Source organism: Serratia sp. BFP-2025 (genome assembly GCF_050880365.1).
Taxonomy (GTDB): Bacteria; Pseudomonadota; Gammaproteobacteria; order Enterobacterales; family Enterobacteriaceae; genus Serratia; species Serratia surfactantfaciens.
Genome location: NZ_JBPAFV010000001.1, coordinates 297,539 through 316,566, shown reverse-complemented (window position 1 = coordinate 316,566; position 19,028 = coordinate 297,539). Strand labels below are relative to the sequence as shown.

At 58.9% G+C, this 19,028-nt stretch carries 20 protein-coding genes; 7 read left to right on the top strand and 13 right to left on the bottom strand.

Features of this window, described 5'->3' with window-relative positions:
* Nucleotides 1-20: 20 nt before the first annotated feature.
* The 4 genes from lysC to ACRAWE_RS01495 are packed head-to-tail and all read right to left on the bottom strand — an operon-like array spanning nt 21 to nt 1,269.
* Nucleotides 21-194, bottom strand: coding sequence for an Rz1-like lysis system protein LysC (gene lysC / locus ACRAWE_RS01510; RefSeq protein ID WP_172837464.1), 174 nt, complete (start codon nt 192-194; stop codon nt 21-23).
* Nucleotides 175-555: a DUF2570 family protein gene (locus ACRAWE_RS01505; protein WP_063919837.1), complete on the bottom strand. Its 381-nt coding sequence runs from the start codon at nt 553-555 to the stop codon at nt 175-177. The genes lysC and ACRAWE_RS01505 overlap by 20 nt, the downstream gene beginning before the upstream one ends.
* The gene (locus ACRAWE_RS01500) at nt 552-953 is read right to left on the bottom strand and encodes a M15 family metallopeptidase (protein ID WP_063919838.1); all 402 of its coding nucleotides are present in this window, start codon (nt 951-953) and stop codon (nt 552-554) included. The genes ACRAWE_RS01505 and ACRAWE_RS01500 overlap by 4 nt, the downstream gene beginning before the upstream one ends.
* Nucleotides 943-1,269: a phage holin, lambda family gene (locus tag ACRAWE_RS01495; RefSeq protein WP_004936551.1), complete on the bottom strand. Its 327-nt coding sequence runs from the start codon at nt 1,267-1,269 to the stop codon at nt 943-945. Before ACRAWE_RS01495 ends, ACRAWE_RS01500 begins: the two co-directional genes overlap by 11 nt.
* Before the next feature lie 292 nt (nt 1,270-1,561).
* On the opposite strand from ACRAWE_RS01495, the gene ACRAWE_RS01490 reads away from it, so the two are divergent.
* A complete protein-coding gene (locus tag ACRAWE_RS01490) occupies nt 1,562-3,061 on the top strand; it encodes a glycosyl hydrolase family 18 protein (protein ID WP_432524524.1) in 1,500 nt (499 codons plus the stop codon).
* An 85-nt stretch (nt 3,062-3,146) separates the two neighbouring features.
* On the opposite strand, the gene ACRAWE_RS01485 is transcribed toward ACRAWE_RS01490, so the two are convergent.
* On the bottom strand, nt 3,147-4,088 hold the full coding sequence (locus ACRAWE_RS01485; protein ID WP_019453871.1) for a LysR family transcriptional regulator: 942 nt from the start codon (nt 4,086-4,088) through the stop codon (nt 3,147-3,149).
* 404 nt (nt 4,089-4,492) lie between these two features.
* Here ACRAWE_RS01485 and ACRAWE_RS01480 point away from each other — a divergent pair, with 404 nt between their 5' ends.
* The gene (locus tag ACRAWE_RS01480; protein ID WP_019453872.1) at nt 4,493-5,086 is read left to right on the top strand and encodes a lytic polysaccharide monooxygenase; all 594 of its coding nucleotides are present in this window, start codon (nt 4,493-4,495) and stop codon (nt 5,084-5,086) included.
* 67 nt (nt 5,087-5,153) lie between these two features.
* Here the strand turns inward: ACRAWE_RS01480 and ACRAWE_RS01475 are convergent, their stop codons facing one another.
* The 6 genes from ACRAWE_RS01475 to ACRAWE_RS01450 all read right to left on the bottom strand — a co-directional run bounded on the left by ACRAWE_RS01475 (nt 5,154) and on the right by ACRAWE_RS01450 (nt 11,156).
* Complete coding sequence (locus ACRAWE_RS01475) at nt 5,154-6,116, bottom strand: sugar-binding transcriptional regulator (RefSeq protein WP_063919842.1); 963 nt, start codon at nt 6,114-6,116, stop codon at nt 5,154-5,156.
* A 95-nt stretch (nt 6,117-6,211) separates the two neighbouring features.
* Complete coding sequence (gene dhaL, locus ACRAWE_RS01470; RefSeq protein ID WP_432524521.1) at nt 6,212-6,868, bottom strand: dihydroxyacetone kinase subunit DhaL; 657 nt, start codon at nt 6,866-6,868, stop codon at nt 6,212-6,214.
* A 3-nt stretch (nt 6,869-6,871) separates the two neighbouring features.
* Entirely contained in the window at nt 6,872-7,873 is a 1,002-nt protein-coding gene (locus tag ACRAWE_RS01465; protein WP_063919844.1) for a dihydroxyacetone kinase subunit DhaK, read from the bottom strand.
* A gap of 29 nt (nt 7,874-7,902) precedes the next feature.
* Nucleotides 7,903-8,673, bottom strand: a complete 771-nt coding sequence (locus tag ACRAWE_RS01460) for an SDR family oxidoreductase (protein WP_154746604.1) — start codon at nt 8,671-8,673, stop codon at nt 7,903-7,905.
* 35 nt (nt 8,674-8,708) lie between these two features.
* Entirely contained in the window at nt 8,709-9,977 is a 1,269-nt protein-coding gene (locus tag ACRAWE_RS01455) for an MFS transporter (protein ID WP_154746605.1), read from the bottom strand.
* A gap of 66 nt (nt 9,978-10,043) precedes the next feature.
* On the bottom strand, nt 10,044-11,156 hold the full coding sequence (locus tag ACRAWE_RS01450; RefSeq protein WP_063919847.1) for an MDR/zinc-dependent alcohol dehydrogenase-like family protein: 1,113 nt from the start codon (nt 11,154-11,156) through the stop codon (nt 10,044-10,046).
* Nucleotides 11,157-11,474: 318 nt separating this feature from the next.
* On the opposite strand from ACRAWE_RS01450, the gene rpiB reads away from it, so the two are divergent.
* From rpiB to tkt, 3 genes are all read left to right on the top strand, one after another.
* Nucleotides 11,475-11,933 carry a ribose 5-phosphate isomerase B gene (gene rpiB, locus ACRAWE_RS01445; RefSeq protein WP_063919848.1) on the top strand — a complete coding sequence of 153 codons (459 nt, stop codon included), beginning with the start codon at nt 11,475-11,477 and terminating at the stop codon, nt 11,931-11,933.
* A gap of 193 nt (nt 11,934-12,126) precedes the next feature.
* Complete coding sequence (gene tal / locus ACRAWE_RS01440; protein ID WP_019453873.1) at nt 12,127-13,077, top strand: transaldolase; 951 nt, start codon at nt 12,127-12,129, stop codon at nt 13,075-13,077.
* Nucleotides 13,078-13,095: 18 nt separating this feature from the next.
* Nucleotides 13,096-15,090: a transketolase gene (tkt, locus tag ACRAWE_RS01435; RefSeq protein WP_063919849.1), complete on the top strand. Its 1,995-nt coding sequence runs from the start codon at nt 13,096-13,098 to the stop codon at nt 15,088-15,090.
* 51 nt (nt 15,091-15,141) lie between these two features.
* Here the strand turns inward: tkt and nudK are convergent, their stop codons facing one another.
* Nucleotides 15,142-15,717 (bottom strand): GDP-mannose pyrophosphatase NudK, encoded by a 576-nt coding sequence (nudK, locus tag ACRAWE_RS01430; protein ID WP_432524516.1) that lies wholly within the window; start codon nt 15,715-15,717, stop codon nt 15,142-15,144.
* A 388-nt stretch (nt 15,718-16,105) separates the two neighbouring features.
* Between nudK and narQ the strand changes: the two genes are divergently transcribed.
* The gene (narQ, locus tag ACRAWE_RS01425; protein ID WP_198636990.1) at nt 16,106-17,782 is read left to right on the top strand and encodes a nitrate/nitrite two-component system sensor histidine kinase NarQ; all 1,677 of its coding nucleotides are present in this window, start codon (nt 16,106-16,108) and stop codon (nt 17,780-17,782) included.
* 161 nt (nt 17,783-17,943) lie between these two features.
* Nucleotides 17,944-18,576, top strand: a complete 633-nt coding sequence (locus tag ACRAWE_RS01420; protein WP_063919850.1) for a response regulator — start codon at nt 17,944-17,946, stop codon at nt 18,574-18,576.
* 30 nt (nt 18,577-18,606) lie between these two features.
* Here ACRAWE_RS01420 and ACRAWE_RS01415 read toward each other — a convergent pair whose 3' ends face one another.
* Nucleotides 18,607-18,885, bottom strand: a complete 279-nt coding sequence (locus ACRAWE_RS01415) for a winged helix-turn-helix domain-containing protein (protein ID WP_004941750.1) — start codon at nt 18,883-18,885, stop codon at nt 18,607-18,609.
* Nucleotides 18,886-19,028: the final 143 nt, after the last annotated feature.

The following is a 19,028-nucleotide window of genomic DNA, read 5'->3' as shown; positions in this document are numbered from 1 at the left end:
GAGTCAGAGAAGCGCCGCCGTCAGTGCGACGGCAGCGTGGCGCGCCAGGCGTTGAGCGTCTCCACCTGGCCGGCGCAAATGTGTAACGAGGTTTGTAACGCCAGGGTATAGCTTACCGCATCACCCCAAGTCTCCCCCTGCAGCTGCGGCTGTTCGCAGGGCGCGAACACCGACTCAGGGGGCAACAGCGGCACGGCCTGCGGCGCCGGCGGCTGGGCGCAGGAGCTCAAGCACAGCGCCAGGCAGAGGCCGAGCGGCGCAGGGATCGTTTTTAATCGCTTCACGGTATTTCCTCTGATAAGCGTCGTGTTGCTGGCGCAGCTGCTGTTCCTGCCGCTGCTGCGCCGCCATCAGCGCGCGGTTTTGCGCGTCCTGAGTCTGCAAGGTGGCGATAAGCCCCGCCTGCTGCGCCAGGCTTTTCTGCAATTCCGCCGCCTGTTGCCGCGCGGAGGCCAACTGGTGCGACAACAGCGAGCTATAGCCGCCGAGGCAAATGGCCGCCAGCAACAGCAACAACAACCCGCCCTGCGCCAGCTTCTGCAGCCAGCCGCTCATGCCGGGTAGTCCCGAAACGGCAGCTGGAAGTGCGGGCCATCCTTGAGGGTTTTCCATTCGCCGCCCCATTCGACGTTGATACAGCATTCACGCGCCGCGCGCCGTACCGCCACCGCAATCTGCGCATAGTAATCCCACTCCCAGGAGACCACGCCCGCCGGCATCGCCACCACGTCCACCGCATGGCCGGTCAGGTGGCGGCTGCGCAGCGTTTGGCTGCTGCCGGCACGCACCATTTCCCGCTGGCGTGCCATGCTGCGCAGCCCCTCGCTGACGGAAAACGGCACCAGTGAATAACGCAGCGCCAAACGAATAACGCGCACCAAATCCGGATGCACGCCACGCAGATTTTCTTCGCTGCGGGCGGTAAAGCGAATATCTTCGATGTCATTTAACATTTTTAAACCCCGTCTTTTTACCGATAAATTTTTTAATTAGGGCGTTGATGTAATCCGCCCCCATAAAACCAATCAGTACGCTGGCCAAATTCGCCCATTTTAATTCCAGGCCCATCAGCGCTAACGCATCGCGCACCGTCCAGGCCAACAGCGCACACATCGCCGCATTCAATAAGCGTCGCCGAATGCCCACGTTGCGATAGGCGCCATGTAATAACGCCATCACGCCAGCCAGAATGGCGTTCAATACCGGCTGAAGATATTCACATACTCGCTGGACTATTAAGCCAACAGCGTCAGGCTCTATGCTGGACATAGCTCATCTCCTTTTTATTTTTAATTAAATGCCAATCACGGCCGGTGGGACATCGGATAATCAGAATCTAGTTAAGGATGCTATTACAAAGCAAATGAATAAATACAGGACCTATGGTCGAATTCATTCATGCTGAACGCTGGCACAACAGATTAGCGCCCGTGGATGCGACAGTTAATAAAATTTCATTATTATCGTGATTTATTTCGACTTTTGTTTTTACGAAAAATAAACATTAATGGCGGTGGGAAATACTTCCCCATCATAAAAACATCCACTCTGGAGAAATACCATGTCCACACGCAAAGCCGTTATTGGGTATTATTTTATTCCAACCAACCAAATCAATAATTACACCGAGTCCGATACCTCCATCGTGCCATTCCCGGTATCCAACATCACGCCGGCCAAAGCCAAACAGCTGACGCACATCAACTTCTCTTTCCTGGATATCAACAGCAACCTGGAATGCGCCTGGGATCCGGCCACCAACGACGCCAAAGCGCGCGATGTGGTCAAGCGCCTGACCGCGCTCAAAGCGCACAACCCCAACCTGCGCATCATGTTCTCCATCGGCGGCTGGTACTACTCCAACGATCTGGGCGTGTCGCACGCCAACTACGTCAACGCGGTGAAAACCCCGGCGTCGCGCACCAAGTTCGCCCAATCCTGCGTACGCATCATGAAGGATTACGGCTTCGACGGCGTGGACATCGACTGGGAGTATCCGCAAGCGGCAGAAGTGGACGGCTTCATCGCCGCGCTGCAAGAGATCCGCACCCTGCTGAATCAGCAAACCGTCGCTGACGGCCGCCAGGCGCTGCCGTATCAGTTGACCATCGCCGGCGCCGGCGGCGCCTTCTTCCTGTCGCGCTATTACAGCAAGCTGGCGCAGATCGTCGCGCCGCTCGATTACATCAACCTGATGACCTACGATCTGGCCGGCCCCTGGGAGAAGATCACCAACCACCAGGCGGCGCTGTTCGGCGACGCGGCCGGGCCGACCTTCTACAATGCGCTGCGCGAAGCCAATCTGGGCTGGAGCTGGGAAGAGCTGACCCGCGCCTTCCCCAGCCAGTTCAGCCTGACGGTCGATGCCGCGGTGCAGCAACACCTGATGATGGAAGGGGTGCCGAGCGCCAAAATCGTGATGGGCGTGCCGTTTTACGGCCGCGCCTTCAAGGGCGTCAGCGGCGGCAACGGCGGGCAATACAGCAGCCACAGCACGCCGGGCGAAGATCCGTATCCGAGCACCGACTACTGGCTGGTGGGCTGCGAAGAGTGTGTGCGCGACAAGGATCCGCGTATCGCGTCCTATCGCCAGCTGGAGCAGATGCTGCAGGGCAACTACGGCTATCAGCGGTTGTGGAACGACAAGACCAAAACCCCTTACCTGTATCATGCGCAGAAAGGATTGTTCGTCACCTATGACGACGCCGAGAGCTTCAAATACAAAGCGAAGTACATCAAGCAGCAGCAGCTGGGCGGCGTGATGTTCTGGCATCTGGGGCAAGACAACCGCAACGGCGATCTGCTGGCCGCGCTGGATCGCTATTTCAACGCCGCGGACTACGACGACAGCCAGCTGGATATGGGCACCGGCCTGCGCTACACCGGCGTCGGCCCCGGCAACCTGCCGATCATGACGGCACCGGCCTACGTGCCGGGCACCATTTACGCGCAGGGCGCGCTGGTGTCCTATCAGGGTTACGTCTGGCAGACCAAGTGGGGGTACATCACCTCTGCGCCGGGTTCAGACAGCGCCTGGCTGAAGGTGGGCCGCGTGGCGTAAACCATAAAAAAACCCCGTAGCCGAATGCTGCGGGGTTTTCATTGAGTTAACCGTTTGATTTTCGCGTCCCTTCGTCTCTATTCCTTCAGTTATGGCACCATGGATAACCGCCATCCCGCACCACTTCGCGGCCCATCAGGCTGTAGACATCGCTTTTGCGCGTCAGCCGCTCATGCCACCAGTTAAACCCGGCGCCCTTGCTGGCCGGATGCCACGCCAGCCAAATCATTTCGTCGCCCTTTTGCATCTCCACCGGCACCGTCACCAGTTCACCGCTGGCCAATTCCTTTTCGATCAGCGCAGGCGGCAAAAAAGCGTGGCCGATGCCGCGCTTGAGCAGCGCCAGGTTGCTTTCCACATCGCATACCACCAGTTGACGCTGCAGAGGCAGCGTGCCGTGATTGCGTTTGGGCAGCTCATGGCTGCTGTCGGCGATCACTACCACGATGTCGTTCAGCCGCTGCTTCTTGCATACCGGCTTTCTCTGCGCCGCGAACGGGTGGGAAGGCGATACACACATCACGAAATTGAGCTTGCCGAGCATCAGGGTTTTGGCCTGCACGCTGTCGGGGATTTGGCCGATGGCGATGATCAGATCCGCCCGGTTGTTCTTCAGCGCATCCCAGGTGCCGTTCAACGCTTCCCGCTGCACAGAGATATTGGCGTTCGGGCAATGTTGAATATAGTCGCGGATATCCTGCGTCAGCGTTTCCAGCGGGAAGAAGGTGTCTACCGCCAGGCGGATATTATTGTCCAGCTTGGGGATGTTGCGCACCCGGCTTTCCAGATCCTGCACCGCATTTAAAATCCAACTGCCTTCCTGCAGGAGAAACTCCCCTTCATCCGTCAGGGTAATCATAGGGCCATTGCGATGAAAAAGTTTCACACAGAGTTTGCTTTCAATATTGGAAACCCGATAAGAGATCGCCGAAGGCGTTTTATGCAACGCCTCCGCCGCCATAGAGAAAGAGCCGGTGCTCTTGATGGTGCTGATTATTTTAATCGCGTCCAGGGATAATCTAGTCATACAAATTCCTCTTTAAAATAAAATAAGAAAAATGACACTAAATTCCCGAGGTGGTGGCGCACAAAAATCGATCAAGTCGAACAAGGGTACTCAAGGCAACAAGCAATATACTTCATAAATGAGAGCGCTATCTTAAATACTATTCATCACTACATGATATAAATTTCATCATAGCGCCGTGTTTTTACACTGTGACAGTTAAATAAATTCAGCCTAACGATCAAAGATCGTCATCATAATAATTTTCGTTAATAGCCGTTAAAACATTCCGCTCTATCGCACAACCAGAATGATAAAAATAAAACAAGCCGACAAGAAGGGTTATTCCCAATTGCGTAATTAGTCTCTCATTTTGTCGGTGAAATACGCTCAACTTACAACATAATTTCAGTCAGGAGTGACTTATGAACAAAACTTCCCGTACCCTGCTCTCTCTGGGCCTGCTGAGCGCGGCCATGTTCGGCGTTTCGCAACAGGCGAATGCCCACGGTTATGTCGAGTCGCCGGCCAGCCGCGCCTATCAGTGCAAACTGCAGCTCAACACGCAGTGCGGCAGCGTGCAATATGAACCGCAGAGCGTCGAAGGCCTGAAAGGCTTCCCGCAGGCCGGCCCGGTTGACGGCCACATCGCCAGCGCCAACAAGTCCACTTTCTTCGAGTTGGATCAGCAAACGCCGACGCGCTGGAACAAGCTCAACCTGAAAACCGGCCCGAACTCCTTTACCTGGAAGCTGACCGCACGTCACAGCACCACCAGCTGGCGCTATTTCATCACCAAACCGAACTGGGACGCTTCTCAGCCACTGACCCGCGCTTCCTTTGACCTGACGCCGTTCTGCCAGTTCAACGATGGCGGCGCCATCCCGGCCGCTCAGGTCACCCACCAGTGCAACATACCAGCAGATCGCAGCGGTTCGCACGTGATCCTTGCCGTGTGGGACATAGCCGACACCGCCAACGCCTTCTATCAGGCGATCGACGTCAACCTGAGCAACTAATCCGTCAAAAGGGGGACATCTCTGGAGGGTTCAGCCTGGCGCTGAACCCTTTTTTTTGCAGGTGCCGCTATTGCGACATGTTGAGGATAGTGCGCACATTGAGCGCGCTGGTGGCGATAATATCGATGGCGCCGGTGCGCAATGCCCCCAGAATCGCCAGCGCCTTGGTATTCTCGGAAGCAATGGCGATCACACAAGGAATTTTGCGCAGTTCATCAATGCTCAGCCCGATCACTCGGTCATTCATCACCGTGTCGACGTGCTGCCCCTGAGCGTTGAAAAAGTCATAGCCGGCGATATCGCCGATCACGCCCTGATTAAGGCTGGCGTCGATAATCTCATGCGGCGTGAACCAGCCCAACTTCACCATGTAGCTGTTTTCATTCATATCGCCAATGCCAACCAGCGCCACATCGGCTTTACGGGCGCGATCCAGCGTTTCCTTAATCGTGCCGTTCTGCATGAAAGCCTCTTTCAACGCGCGATTTTCGACGTAGGCCGGAGCATAGAGCGTCTCGCTGCTGCCGCCGAACTTCTTCGCCAAACGCCGGCTGATGTGGTCGGCGTTGATCGCATCGCCCGGACGGTGCGTGCCGCCGATGCCACAGATAAACTTGCAGTTGCGTTCCGTCACGCTGCCGACGTGATCGGCGATCGCCGCCACGTTGCGTCCCTGCCCGACCGCCAACACCATTTCGTCTTTCAACGACATTGCCAGATAGTTGGACACCAGCGCCGCCACCTGTCGCCGCTGCTCCTCTTCGTCCTGATGGTCGAGCGCAATCAGCGCGCGGCTGATGGGAAAACGCTCCAGCATTTGTTGCTCCAGCCGGGTACTGAATACCGGGTGATAACGCACGTTGATCTCGACGATGCCCTCTTCCTTGGCGCGTTTGAGCAAGCGACCGACTTTGATCCGCGAGATGCCGAACTTCTTGGCGATCTCTTCCTGCGTGATCTCATCCTGATAATAAGCCACGGCGATTTCAGTCAGCAGTTCGTTATCCTGGGACACAGTTTGTTTTTCCATCCGTTAGACGTTTCCCCACGGCAGGCCGGTTGATGATGGCGGAGGGACGATACGCCGCCCTCCGACAAGGCTGAATGCCCGCTAGTATAACGCGTTCAAGCGGCAACGGTATTCAGTCGTTGCTCCACCTCGTCCGCCAATCGGGTCAAGAGCAGACAACAAGAGACCGCACCGGCGTCCAGTACGCCGCGCGAACGCTCGCCCAGACGACTGGCGCGGCCGATTTTCGCCACCAGCTCGCGGGTGGAGTCCCGCCCGCGCTCTGCGGCGATTTTCATTTGTTCCAGCGCTGCGGCAAAGTCGTCACAGCGCCCCGCCGCTTGTTCAAATGCCGTTACCGCCGGTATCAGCGTATCCATCAGACACTTGTCGCCCACGCCCGCGCTGCTGATGTCCTGCAGTTCGCTCAATCCGCCGTGCAACATCGCCAGAAACGCCTGCTTATCCAGCACGCTGCGCTCACGAACGCTCTCCGCCATGCCCATGAACAGGCTACCGTACAACGGTCCCATCGAACCGCCGATGCCCTCCATCAGCGCATCCGAAACCGCATCGAACGCCTGCGCCAGCGTGAGCTCGCGGCCGCGAATGGCGTCGCCGCACATCGCGAATCCCTTCGACATATTAATGCCGTGATCACCGTCGCCGATGGCGCCGTCGATTTCGCTCAGGTATTCGCGGTTGCTGACAATGGTTTCTATCAGCCCCGCAACGATCTCACTGCCGTACCGGGTTGAAATTTGTTCCGTCATGATTCACTCCACCTGCGTTAAACCTAAGGATTGCGCCGGCATGTCCAGCAGCGTTTTCAGTTCGTCATCCAGCGTCATCAGCGTCAGCGTCACGCCCATCATTTCCAGCGACGTGAAGTAATTGCCGACGTAGCGCCGATGCACCCGCACGCCTTTCGCCGTCAACCGGCGCTCGATTTCGGCGTAATAGATATACAGCTCCATCACCGGCGTGGCGCCGAGCCCGGAGATCAGCAACGCCACCTCCTGGCCCTGTTCCAGCGGCATGTCGTTGAGCACGAAGTCGAGCATGGTGCCGGCCATCGCCGACGCCGACTGGATCGGCGATACCTCAATACCCGGTTCGCCGTGATGGCCGATGCCGATCTCCATCTTGCCGTCTTCGATATGAAAATTGGGTTTGCCGACCGCGGGAATGGTGCAGGAACTGAGGCCGACGCCGATCGAACGACACCGGTCGATGGCTTTTTGCGCCGCGCCGATCACGCCGTCCAGATCGTAGCCCTTGGCCGCCGCCGCCGCGCCGACCTTCCACATCAGAATTTCTCCGGCCACGCCGCGTCGCTTCTCGATTTCACTGGCCGGCGCCGAGGCGACATCATCATTGGCCACCACGGTTTTCACCCGTATGCCGGCCGCCGTGGCCTTCTTGATCGCCATCTTGACGTTCATGTTGTCGCCGGCGTAGTTGCCGTACAAACAAGCCACGCCGGCACCGCTGTCCGCCGCCTTGAAGGCGTCGAGAAACGCCCCTGCCGTAGGAGAAGAAAAAATTTCGCCAATCGCAACGGCGTCCAGCATGTTCTTGCCGACATAACCCAGGAACGCCGGCTCATGACCGGAACCGCCGCCGGTGACAATGCCCACTTTACCGGCGATCGGCGCCGCCGGGTATTTCAACACCCGCGCATTGTCGGTGGCGGCGTAATAGTTCGGATGGGCCAGCTGATAGCCCTGAATGGCGTCTTCCACTACGTGATCGGGATCGTTAATGATTCTGTTCATCGCGGCCTCTCTGTCGCCTGAATAAGGAATTATTGAATGGTGTATCCGCCGTCGACCACCAGGTTGGCGCCGGTTATCATCGCTGCCGCGTCACCGGCCAAAAACAGAGCGCTGGCGGCGATATCTTGCGGCTCGGCGAAGCGCCGCAGCGGAATTTTCTGCTTCATCTGCTCCGCTACCTCGCCAGACCAGGCTTTGCGCCCCAGCTCCGTCAAAACCACGGTGGGTGAAATGGCGTTGACCCGCACGTTGTACGGCCCCCACTCCAACGCCAGCACCTGGGTCAAGCCGATAACGCCCGCTTTGCTGGCGCAATAGGCCAGGTGATTAGGCAAAGCCACTACGCCGGCCTGCGAGGCGAGATTGATGATGCTGCCGCCGCGCTGGCGAATGAAACGGCGCCCCACCGCCTGGCAGGTGAGAAACACGCCTTTCAGATTGACCGCCAGGGTTGCATCCCACGCCGTTTCCGGCAGCTCCTCGGCCGGATGCAGCGCGACGATACCGGCGCTGTTGACCAGCACGTCCAGCCGCCCGAAATGCGCTTCGGCCTGCGCCACCGCCCGGTCCACCGAGGCCGAATCGGTCACGTCAGCCACAACGCCCAACGCCGCCTCGGCGTGCAGTTGCCGCGCCACTTCCACCACCTGCGGTGCACGGTCAAGCAGCACCACGCGTGCGCCGTTTTGCAGATAGCGTTCGGCGATCGCGAGACCGATACCCGCAGCGCCGCCGGTAATCAACGCCACCTTGCCCTGCAGCGAGAGTTCGCGTGGCGGCATAGTTTGATGATTAATCATAAATTTCCCCTTAAAACTGTGAACTTCACCATCGGTCAGGATATTTTCGCCAAACTCGCGCCGCGTTCTTCCGCCACCGTCGCGTTTTCCTTCGGCAGCGTGACGAATTTCATCAGCACGCCGCTGAACAGGTACAAGCCGGTAAAGATCCAGATCACGCCAACGGTGCCCAGGCTGCCGATAAACAGCCCCACCACCGCCGGGCCGACAAAGGTGCTCAAGCCGGCGCCCAGATTGAGAATCGACATCGCCGCGCCCTTATTGTCCGGCGCCAGCGACGGCATGATGGCCGACAATGGCACGAACGCCGCCAGGCAGGCGCCGAACAAACCGGCGGCGCAAACGGTCAGCAGGTAGTTGGCGCCGAAGAATTGCGGCACGTAGTAGAACATCAGCGTGGTCAGGGCGCAGCCGACGCAGCCGAACCACATCACCACATTGCGCCAGCCGAGACCGTCGCTGATCACGCCGAAAATCAGGTTGAAAATGATGTTGACCGTCCACAGCGCGGCGTACATCTGCAGCCAATGCGTACGGGTGAAGCCCATATCCATCATGTACATCGGCATGAATACGACGAAGCCGTAAGCCGCAGAGGTATTAATGGTGCGCACGATGCCGCCCAGGCCGATCTTCGGGTTTTCGAACGCGATGGTGATGCCTTTCAGAACGTAAGCCAGCGAGGCTTTTTCCCGATTGCCGCGCTCCGCGGTGCCTTCGCTGCGATTGAGCATCAGCGCAATCACCGCGCCCAGCACGACGAAGATAAGCGCGCTCCACAGCGTGTGGATTTCGCCGAGATAAGGCAGCATGATGCTGGAATACAGCACCCCCAACACGCTGAGCCCGCCGCTGTAGACGAACCAGAAAATCCCCACCGCCGACCCCAGCCTTTCCGGCGGCGCCTCATACGCCACCCACACCAGAAAACCGTAAGCGAACAGCGGATAACCCAAACCTCGCAGCGCATAGGTCGGCACCATGATCGACAGGTTGTTGCTCGGCAACCCGAACGTCAGAAAACACACCGAACCGAACAAAAACAGCAGCAAACCCGCCAGCATGACTCGCCGGGCGGTGAAGATCTCCGCCAATACCCCGGAAAACCAGGCGGCGATTGCGGCGGCGAAGCCATAAACGCTGAACAACAACGCCGATTCTTGAATGCTAAGCCCCTTGCCGATCAAATAAGGCGACAGCCATCCTTGCTCCAGCCCTTCGCCCATCATGAACACCAGCACGCCGGCATAGCCCAGCAGCAATTTCGGTGACAGACCAATGCGATGAATCAGTCCATGCAACATAGAACACCCCAGCACATGTGATTATGGAGGCGCGGGCTCGCCCGCACCCGAGGAACGACGCAGGCTTCAGAGGTTTGGATTGAGCACCACTTTGATTGAACCCACGCCGCGCTTCATCAGTTCGAAGCCCTCGGCGAACTGTTCCAGCGGCAACGTATGCGTCACCACGCCTTCGGTCGGCAGATCGCCATTGGCGATGCCTTCGATCACCAGCGGGTAGCAGTAAGGGCCGAGGTGCGAACCGAGCACGTCCAGCTCCTTGCGGTCGCTGATGATGCTCCAGTCGACGGTCACCGGATCTTTGAAAACGGAAAATTCGACGAAGGTGCCGAGCTTGCGAATCAGCGTCAGGCCTTGTTCCACGGACTTTTGCGCGCCGGTCGCCTCGATATAGATGTCGCAACCGTAGCCGTCGGTCATCGCTTTAATGACCGCAGGCACGTCGTCACGGGTCGGATTCAGCGTCACATCCGCGCCGAAGCGCTTCGCCAGGGCCAGACGATCGTCGGACAGATCCAGCACCACCAGCTTCGAGGGCCCGGACTTTTTGATGGCCCCGATCATGCCCAACCCCAGGGTGCCGGCCCCGGCCAACACCACGACGTCCCCCAGCTTGATATTGGCGCGCTGCACCGCATGGAAGGAGCAAGCATAGGGTTCGATCAGAATGGCTTTTTCGATCGGCAGATCGGCCGGCACATGATAGTTGATCGCCTCTTTGGTGAACTTCATGTACTCAGCCATGCCGCCGTTGACGTTTTTCTGGAAACCGTACAGGTCATGCTTTTCGCACATCCAATACTGGCCGCGGTTGCAGAAGCGGCATTGCCAGCAGGGGACAATTTGTTCTGATATCACCCGATCGCCGATCTTGAACCCCTCAACGCCATCGCCATATCCCACCACGTGGCCGATAAATTCATGACCGGGGATCATCGGCGCCTTAATATACGCCGGCTGTTTTTCATCGCCCCAGAAGCTGGGCGCCCCCTCGAACGCTTTAACATCGCCGGCGCAGATGCCGCAGGCCTCGATCTTCACCAGGATCTCTTTCGGGCCAACCTTCGGTACCGGCACCTGTTCCAGGCGGTAATCTTTAGGAGCGTACGCCACTACCGCCTTCATGATCTCGGGGATACCGTCCGCCATTTTCGCCTCTGTTATGCAGGTCTGACACATAGCACTCTCCTCTGGTAGGGTGATTTCTTTTGATCATTAACACAAACAAAGAACAAATGAACACTAACGCCAAGCGTTCAATTTGCCCACAGCGAACTTGTTAAAGTGTGATATCGCTCAAAAACCCACCTACCCAAGGATGAGTAACGCTTTAAAACCCTTAATCAGTGACACAAATCACCTTTTTAGTGGAACAAAGAAGAGCAATACGAAAAAACAAAAGATCATCAATTGAACATTTGATAAAACAGAGATACGGTAATGAACGTGGCGCCACCGAGGATCGCCGCCCTTTTCGTTATCAACCAGGAGACCGCTATGCTGCCTATCGCCATCGGCGCCGATGATGCCGCCATTGAACTCAAGGATCTGATCGTCGCCCACCTGCAACAACGGGATATCCCCGTCATTGACTACACGACGGATCGCGCCGCAGAAGCCGGGATCTATCCCGATATCGCCTATCGCGTCGCGCAGGCGATACGGGAGGAAAAACATCGGCGGGGGATCCTGCTGTGCGGCACCGGCATCGGCATGAGTATCGTGGCCAATAAAGTGCCCGGCATTCGCGCGGCGCAATGTCACGATACTTACTCCGCCCAACGGGCGCGCAAAAGCAATGATGCGCAAATCATCACGCTGGGCGCGCGGGTCATCGGCGCAGAGCTGGCGAAAACCATCGTCGATGCCTGGCTGGAATCGGAATTTGAAGGGGGCGGTTCAGCGCCGAAGGTCGAACGAATCGGCTACTACGAAAACGTGGTCGGGCGGCGTTAAACCGCTTTCAGCCTCGATGGCGGTCGCGCGCAAGCCGCGCTCCGCCTGGGTTTACTCGGCATCCATTGTTATTATCCATCGCAACAATCAGAAAAAGCGCATTTTCATTCCCGACCCGATGATGCAGTGTGTTCCCCCTATGATGAAAAAGGTTCTCATTTCCCTACGTTGAGCTTGGTCAAGGAGCTTATCAATGAATCAATTAGACGCACTCAAGCAGCTGACCACGGTGGTCGCCGACAGCGGCGATATCGAATCCATCCGCCAGTTCGAACCCCAGGACGCCACCACCAACCCTTCGCTGATCCTGAAAGCCGCCGCGCTGCCGCAGTACAAAGCGCTGATCACCGAAGCGCTGGAATATGCCCGCCGCCAGGGTGGCAGCAAGGAAACCCAGCTGATCAACGCCAGCGATAAGCTGGCGGTCAACATCGGCGTCGAGATCCTCAAAAGCGTGCCGGGCCGCATCTCTACCGAAGTGGACGCCCGTCTGTCGTTCGATCGCGGCATGTGTGTCGCCAAAGCGCGTAAGCTGATCGCCATGTATCAAGAGCAAGGCATCGACAAGTCGCGCATTCTGATCAAGCTGGCCTCCACCTGGGAAGGCATCAAAGCCGCCGAAGAGCTGGAAAAAGAAGGTATCAACACCAACCTGACGCTGCTGTTCTCTTTCGCTCAGGCCCGCGCCTGCGCCGAAGCCGGCGTGTATCTGATCTCGCCGTTCGTCGGCCGCATCTATGACTGGTATCAGGCTAAACAGCCTGCCGCCGACTACGATGCCGATCAGGATCCGGGCGTGAAGTCGGTGCGTACCATCTATGAATACTACAAGCGTCATCGTTACCAGACGGTGATCATGGGCGCCAGCTTCCGCAAGGTTGAGCAAATTCTGGCGCTGGCCGGCTGCGATCGTCTGACCATCGCGCCGAACCTGCTGGAACAGCTGAAAAACAGCGACCGGCCGGTTGAGCGCAAGCTGACCCCGTCTACCGAAGGCTTCCACCAACCGGCTCCGCTGGCCGAAGCGGAGTTCCGCTGGCTGCACAACCAGGACGCCATGGCGGTGGAGAAACTCGCCGAAGGCATTCGCCTGTTCGCCGTCGACCAGCAGAAGCTGGAAGACATGTTGGCCGCTCAACTGTAACCGTACTGGAGTTTCGTTATGTCTTCTCGTAAAGAGCTTGCCAACGCCATCCGCGTACTCAGCATGGACGCCGTACAAAAAGCAAATTCCGGCCACCCGGGTGCCCCTATGGGCATGGCGGACATCGCCGAAGTCCTGTGGCGTGACTACCTCAACCACAACCCGACTAACCCGCACTGGGCTGACCGCGACCGTTTCGTGCTCTCCAACGGCCACGGCTCCATGTTGATTTACAGCCTCCTGCACCTCACCGGCTACGACCTGCCGATGCGCGAGCTGGAGAACTTCCGTCAGCTGCATTCCAAAACCCCGGGCCACCCGGAGTACGGCTACACCCCGGGCGTTGAGACCACCACCGGCCCGCTGGGCCAGGGTATCGCCAACGCCGTCGGCTTCGCCATCGCCGAACGCACCCTGGCGGCGCAGTTCAACCGCCCTGGCCACGACATCGTCGACCACCACACCTACGCCTTCATGGGCGACGGCTGCATGATGGAAGGTATCTCGCACGAAGTCTGCTCCCTGGCCGGCACCCTCAAGCTCGGCAAGCTGACCGCTTTCTACGATGACAACGGCATCTCCATCGACGGCCACGTCGACGGCTGGTTCACCGACGACACCGCCCTGCGTTTCGAAGCCTACGGCTGGCACGTGGTGCGCAACGTCGACGGCCACAACCCGGACGCCATCAAGGCGGCGATTGAAGAAGCCCGCAAGGTGACCGACAAGCCGTCGCTGCTGATGTGCAAGACCGTTATCGGTTTCGGTTCGCCGAACAAGGCCGGCACCCATGACGTGCACGGCGCCGCGCTGGGCGCAGCTGAAGTGGCCGCCACCCGCGAAGCGCTGGGCTGGAAATACGCCGCCTTTGAAATCCCGCAGGACATCTACGCCCAGTGGGACGCCAAAGAAGCCGGTCAGGCCAAGGAAGCGGCCTGGAACGACAAGTTCGCCGCCTACGCCAAGGCCTTCCCGGAGCAGGCTGCCGAGTTCAAGCGCCGCATGAACGGCGAGCTGCCGGCCGACTGGAAAGCCGACGCCAAAGCGTTCGTGGAAAAACTGCAGGCCAACCCGGCCAACATCGCCAGCCGCAAGGCGTCGCAGAACGCGCTGGAAGCGTTCGGCAAGGTGCTGCCGGAGTTCCTGGGCGGCTCCGCCGACCTGGCGCCGAGCAACCTGACCATGTGGTCCGGCTCGAAAGCGCTGAACGTTGACCCGGCGGGCAACTACATTCATTACGGCGTGCGCGAGTTCGGCATGACCGCCATCACCAACGGCATCGCGTTGCACGGCGGCTTCCTGCCGTACTCGGCGACCTTCCTGATGTTCGTGGAATACGCCCGCAACGCGGTGCGCATGGCGGCACTGATGAAGCTGCGCAACGTGTTCGTCTACACCCACGACTCCATCGGTCTGGGCGAAGACGGCCCGACCCACCAGCCGGTGGAGCAGCTGGCGAGCCTGCGCGTGACCCCGAACATGAGCACCTGGCGCCCGTGCGACCAGGTGGAATCGGCGGTGGCGTGGCAGTACGGCATCGAGCGCAACGACGGCCCGACCACGCTGGTGTTCTCGCGCCAGAACCTGACCCAGCAGCCGCGCACCGCAGAGCAGCTGGCGAACGTGTACCGCGGCGGCTACGTGCTGAAAGACTGCGCGGGCACGCCGGACGTCATCCTGATCGCCACCGGCTCCGAAGTGGGCATCACGGTGGAAGCGGCGGACAAACTGACCGCGGCGGGCCGCAAGGTGCGCGTGGTGTCGATGCCGTCGACCGATGCGTTCGACAAGCAGGATGCGGCGTACCGCGAGTCGGTGCTGCCGGCGGCGGTAACGGCGCGCGTGGCGGTGGAAGCGGGTATCGCGGACTACTGGTACAAGTACGTGGGGCTGAACGGCGCCATCGTGGGCATGACCACCTTCGGTGAGTCGGCGCCGGCGGAGCAGCTGTTCGCCGAGTTTGGCTTCACCGTGGACAACGTGGTGGCCAAGGCGCAGGCGCTGCTGAAGTAAGCCGCCTGGCGTCAGCCGATAAAAAAGCCGGTCATCATGACCGGCTTTTTTTTATTCCATCACCCGATGAATCTGCAAATACTGCAGCAGCATGATGGTCTTGCCGTCTTTAATCCGGCCATCGGCGATCATCGCCACCGCTTCGCTGAACGGCAACTCGATCACCTCAATATCTTCATCTTCAATGCCGCCGCCGGCCGCACGACGCTCATCGTCATGGTATTCGGCGATAAAGAAGTACACGATCTCGGTCACGCCGCCCGGCGACATGTAGGCTTCGAAGATTTTCTTGACCTCGCCCACCTGAAAACCGGTCTCCTCTACCGCTTCGCGGCGCGCGCACTGCTCCGGCGAATCGGCGTCCAGCAGGCCGGCGCAGGCCTCGAGCAGCATGCCGCTCTCGTTGCCGTTGACATAGGTCGGCATGCGGAACTGGTTGGTCAGCACCACCGTGCCCTTGGCGCGGTTGTACAGCAAAATGGTGGCGCCGTTGCCGCGATCGTAGACCTCGCGCATCTGCTGTACTGAACCGCCGTTTTTGCGTTTCAGATCGAACGTATACTTGTGCAGCACATACCAGTTGTCCGACAGCAGCTCTTTCTTCACATTCTCAATTTTCGACGACATGACCCTTTTCCCTTGGTTGCAACCTGAAAATCATACCGCGATTACGCCACGCAGCGGCAGGCTATTTGCAACAAAAATCGTACCGCGTCCCGCCAGCCAAGTCGGGACTTAATATCGCTTAAAATAATGAAAAATAAGTCGAGCCCAGACGCATTACATTGCATAAAACCCAGTGCGATTCGCCCCCCAAAGACAAATCGCCAGAGGAAATCGACCCGCCGCCGAAAAACAGCGGGCATTTTGCTATTCATTTGATTGTGCAACGACAATTGTTCCCGTTTTGTTGACAACTTGATACAAATCGCGGTGCATTTTAGTTGCAAAAGTTATAGTTTTGCTTTCGAATGAAACTGGCGAAGCGCCTCACCTGAGAGAGAAGGATCCTTGATTGCTTGTTAAACGTACCGTGACCGGCAGCCTGGCCAGGGCGTTGTTCGGCATCGTGATACTGTCGGTGCTCGCCACCGGGTTGGCGTTGACCGCCGTCGCCGGCAGCCAGAGCGACGCAGAAGCGATCAATATCGCCGGTTCGCTGCGCATGCAAAGCTATCGATTGGCCTACGATCTCGACCGGCAGAGCGCCGAGCTGGAGCTGCATCTGCAGCAGTACCGGCAGTCTTTGCAGGCGCCGGCGCTGCACAAGCTGACGCGCTTCTACGTGCCCGCCGAGGTGCGCGATCATTATCTGGGGCTGCAGCAAGCGTGGCAAACGATGGAGCGGCAAATCCGCGACGGACAAGCGGCCGCCTACCGGGCGGAGGTCGCCGGCCACGTCAACCGCGTCGATCATTTCGTTTCCGCCCTGCAGCGCTATTCCGAGTTGAAACTGAGCCTGGTGGCCGTCGTCAGCATACTGGGCTACGCCGCCATCATCGGGCTGGTGTTGTTCTGCATCCGCTTTATGCGCCGCCAGGTGGTTGCGCCGCTGCAGCATCTGGTCGACGCCAGCCAGCGCGTGCAGCAACGCGATTTCAGCCACCCGCCGCTGGACGTGGCGTTGCCGAACGAACTCGGCGTGCTGTCGCAAACCTTCAGCGCCATGTCGGACGAACTGGCCCGGCTTTATCAGTCGCTGGAGCTGAAAGTACAGGAAAAGACCCAGCGTCTGCAGCAGGCCAACGAAACGCTGGAGGTGCTGTATCGCTGTTCGCAAGCGCTGAGCGTGCGCCAGATCGATCAGCAGGCGTTCGAAAATGTGCTGCGCATCGTGCGCCACAGTGAACGGCTGCGCTGCATCCGGCTGAACGTCGTGGACGATCATGGCCAGTGGCAACTGAGCGAAGGAGAAGCGGCGCCGACGCAAGCCTGGGATGCGCTGCCGATCACCCAGGGCGAAAAACCGCTGGGCGAGCTGCGCTGGCAGCCCGAAGCGCACCCGCCACATCCTCAACTGATGCAAAGCCTGGCCAACATGCTGGGCCGCGGCGTCTACTTCAACCGGGCGCAGAAGCAGCACCAGTATTTGCTGTTGATGGAAGAGCGCGCGACCATCGCCCGCGAGCTGCACGATTCGCTGGCGCAGACGCTGTCATTCCTGCGCATCCAGCTGACGCTGCTCAGGCGCACCGCCGATCGGCCGGCGGAGCAGACGATCATCGACGATTTCGATCGCACGCTGGCCGATGCCTATCGCCAGCTGCGAGAATTGCTGGCCACCTTCCGCCTCAACATTCAGGAGGCGGATCTGAACGCCGCGCTGGAGCAGCTGTTGCAGCCATTAAAGGCTCTAACCACCGCACGGATTCAGTTACACTGTCGGCTGTCATCGCAGGCGCTCAACGCCCAGCAGCAGGTGCACGCGCTGCAGATCGTGCGCGAGGCGGTGCTCAACGCCGTCAAGCACGCCGGGGCGGACGAAATCGCGGTTTGTTGCGAGGTCAACGCCGCGGGCGACAACCTATTCAGCATTACCGACGACGGTTGCGGCATCGCCAGCCTGGAGGAGCCGGAAGGACATTATGGTTTGACCATCATGAGCGAACGTGCAGCGCGATTGGGAGGAACGCTGCGTATCCGGCGCAGAAGCAGCGGCGGCACGGCGGTCTGCCTGACCTTTCCGCCCTGACCTCGCGGCTGTTCACCTTGCGTTACGGTTGCCGCCAGCCGGAATGCCGCCCGATCAGGTTTTCGGCGCAGATTGCCGCTATTTTTGAAGAGACAGTCCCACTGTGAAGCACGCCGTAGGGCGCGTTTGAGTGGCTTTACTTGCTACAGGGAGCATATTTCATGGTGATGAAGCAATACCGAGTCATGATCGTTGACGATCATCCGTTGATGCGGCGCGGCATCAAACAACTGCTGGGACTGGATGCGCGATTTGAGGTGGTGGCGGAGGCCGGCAACGGCAGCGAGGCGGTTGCGCTGGCGCTGCAGCACGCCCCGGACGTGATCTTGTTGGATCTGAACATGAAGGGCATGTCCGGATTGGATACGCTGCAGGCCCTGCGTGAGGAAGGCGTGGACGCACGCATCATCGTGCTGACGGTCTCCGACGCGCGCAGCGATCTGTATGCGCTGATCGATGCCGGCGCCGATGGCTACCTGCTGAAAGACAGCGAACCGGAGCAGCTGCTGGAACACATCAACGCCGCCGCCGAAGGGCAGAATGTGATCAGCGACGCCATGGCGGATTACCTGCTTGCACGCGGCGAGCAGCGCAATCCCTTTGCCGCCCTGACCGAACGCGAGCTGGACGTGTTGCAAGAAGTGGCGCGCGGCCTGTCCAACAAGCAGGTGGCAGCGCAGCTGCATATCTCTGAAGAAACGGTGAAAGTGCACATTCGCAACATACTGCGCAAGCTGGACGTGCGTTCCCGCGTGGCAGCGACGGTGATGTACCTGGAGCAGAAGAACCAATGATCGCCCGCCCCGGCCGTGCGCCGGGGCAGCTTACTCGATGGCGCTGAGCAGCGCCTGATGATGCTGGTGCACCCAGCTCTTGTTGAACGGCCCCCAGCTTTCCAACTGATAGAAACCGTCATTATTGCGCACACCCTGCTGCACGAACTGCAGTTCGACGCCCATGCCGGGCAGCGCCTTCAGCACATCCTGCAACGTGCGGCGCGGCCAACCGGTCAGCGCCATCAACCGCGGCACATTGGGCCGCTCACTGTGGCTGATCAGCCAGCACAAATAAAGCCGACGGGCAAATACCGGGTTAATTCCCATGCCAAGCTCCTGCTGTAAAGTGAGTCCGGTTTACTTTCCGGTTCCCTGCGACGAAGGGGCGCGCAAGGCCTTTGATAGTAATAAAAATGTCTTAATAGACGGCAATAACCGGCGCCAATGCGCCAACGCGGTTTCCCGCTACC

Bases quoted from the DNA above. Each gene is read 5' to 3' on its own strand.
- dhaL (WP_432524521.1), bottom strand. From the start codon at position 6,868: ATGACGGAACAAATTTCAACCCGGTACGGCAGTGAGATCGTTGCGGGG.
- ACRAWE_RS01465 (WP_063919844.1), bottom strand. From the start codon at position 7,873: ATGAACAGAATCATTAACGATCCCGATCACGTAGTGGAAGACGCCATT.
- ACRAWE_RS01485 (WP_019453871.1), bottom strand. From the start codon at position 4,088: ATGACTAGATTATCCCTGGACGCGATTAAAATAATCAGCACCATCAAG.
- ACRAWE_RS01505 (WP_063919837.1), bottom strand. From the start codon at position 555: ATGAGCGGCTGGCTGCAGAAGCTGGCGCAGGGCGGGTTGTTGTTGCTG.
- ACRAWE_RS01475 (WP_063919842.1), bottom strand. From the start codon at position 6,116: ATGGAAAAACAAACTGTGTCCCAGGATAACGAACTGCTGACTGAAATC.
- ACRAWE_RS01450 (WP_063919847.1), bottom strand. From the start codon at position 11,156: ATGTGTCAGACCTGCATAACAGAGGCGAAAATGGCGGACGGTATCCCC.
- tkt (WP_063919849.1), top strand. From the start codon at position 13,096: ATGTCTTCTCGTAAAGAGCTTGCCAACGCCATCCGCGTACTCAGCATG.
- ACRAWE_RS01480 (WP_019453872.1), top strand. From the start codon at position 4,493: ATGAACAAAACTTCCCGTACCCTGCTCTCTCTGGGCCTGCTGAGCGCG.
- ACRAWE_RS01455 (WP_154746605.1), bottom strand. From the start codon at position 9,977: ATGTTGCATGGACTGATTCATCGCATTGGTCTGTCACCGAAATTGCTG.
- rpiB (WP_063919848.1), top strand. From the start codon at position 11,475: ATGCTGCCTATCGCCATCGGCGCCGATGATGCCGCCATTGAACTCAAG.
- nudK (WP_432524516.1), bottom strand. From the start codon at position 15,717: ATGTCGTCGAAAATTGAGAATGTGAAGAAAGAGCTGCTGTCGGACAAC.
- ACRAWE_RS01460 (WP_154746604.1), bottom strand. From the start codon at position 8,673: ATGATTAATCATCAAACTATGCCGCCACGCGAACTCTCGCTGCAGGGC.
- ACRAWE_RS01500 (WP_063919838.1), bottom strand. From the start codon at position 953: ATGTTAAATGACATCGAAGATATTCGCTTTACCGCCCGCAGCGAAGAA.
- ACRAWE_RS01490 (WP_432524524.1), top strand. From the start codon at position 1,562: ATGTCCACACGCAAAGCCGTTATTGGGTATTATTTTATTCCAACCAAC.
- ACRAWE_RS01420 (WP_063919850.1), top strand. From the start codon at position 17,944: ATGGTGATGAAGCAATACCGAGTCATGATCGTTGACGATCATCCGTTG.
- ACRAWE_RS01495 (WP_004936551.1), bottom strand. From the start codon at position 1,269: ATGTCCAGCATAGAGCCTGACGCTGTTGGCTTAATAGTCCAGCGAGTA.
- tal (WP_019453873.1), top strand. From the start codon at position 12,127: ATGAATCAATTAGACGCACTCAAGCAGCTGACCACGGTGGTCGCCGAC.
- ACRAWE_RS01415 (WP_004941750.1), bottom strand. From the start codon at position 18,885: ATGGGAATTAACCCGGTATTTGCCCGTCGGCTTTATTTGTGCTGGCTG.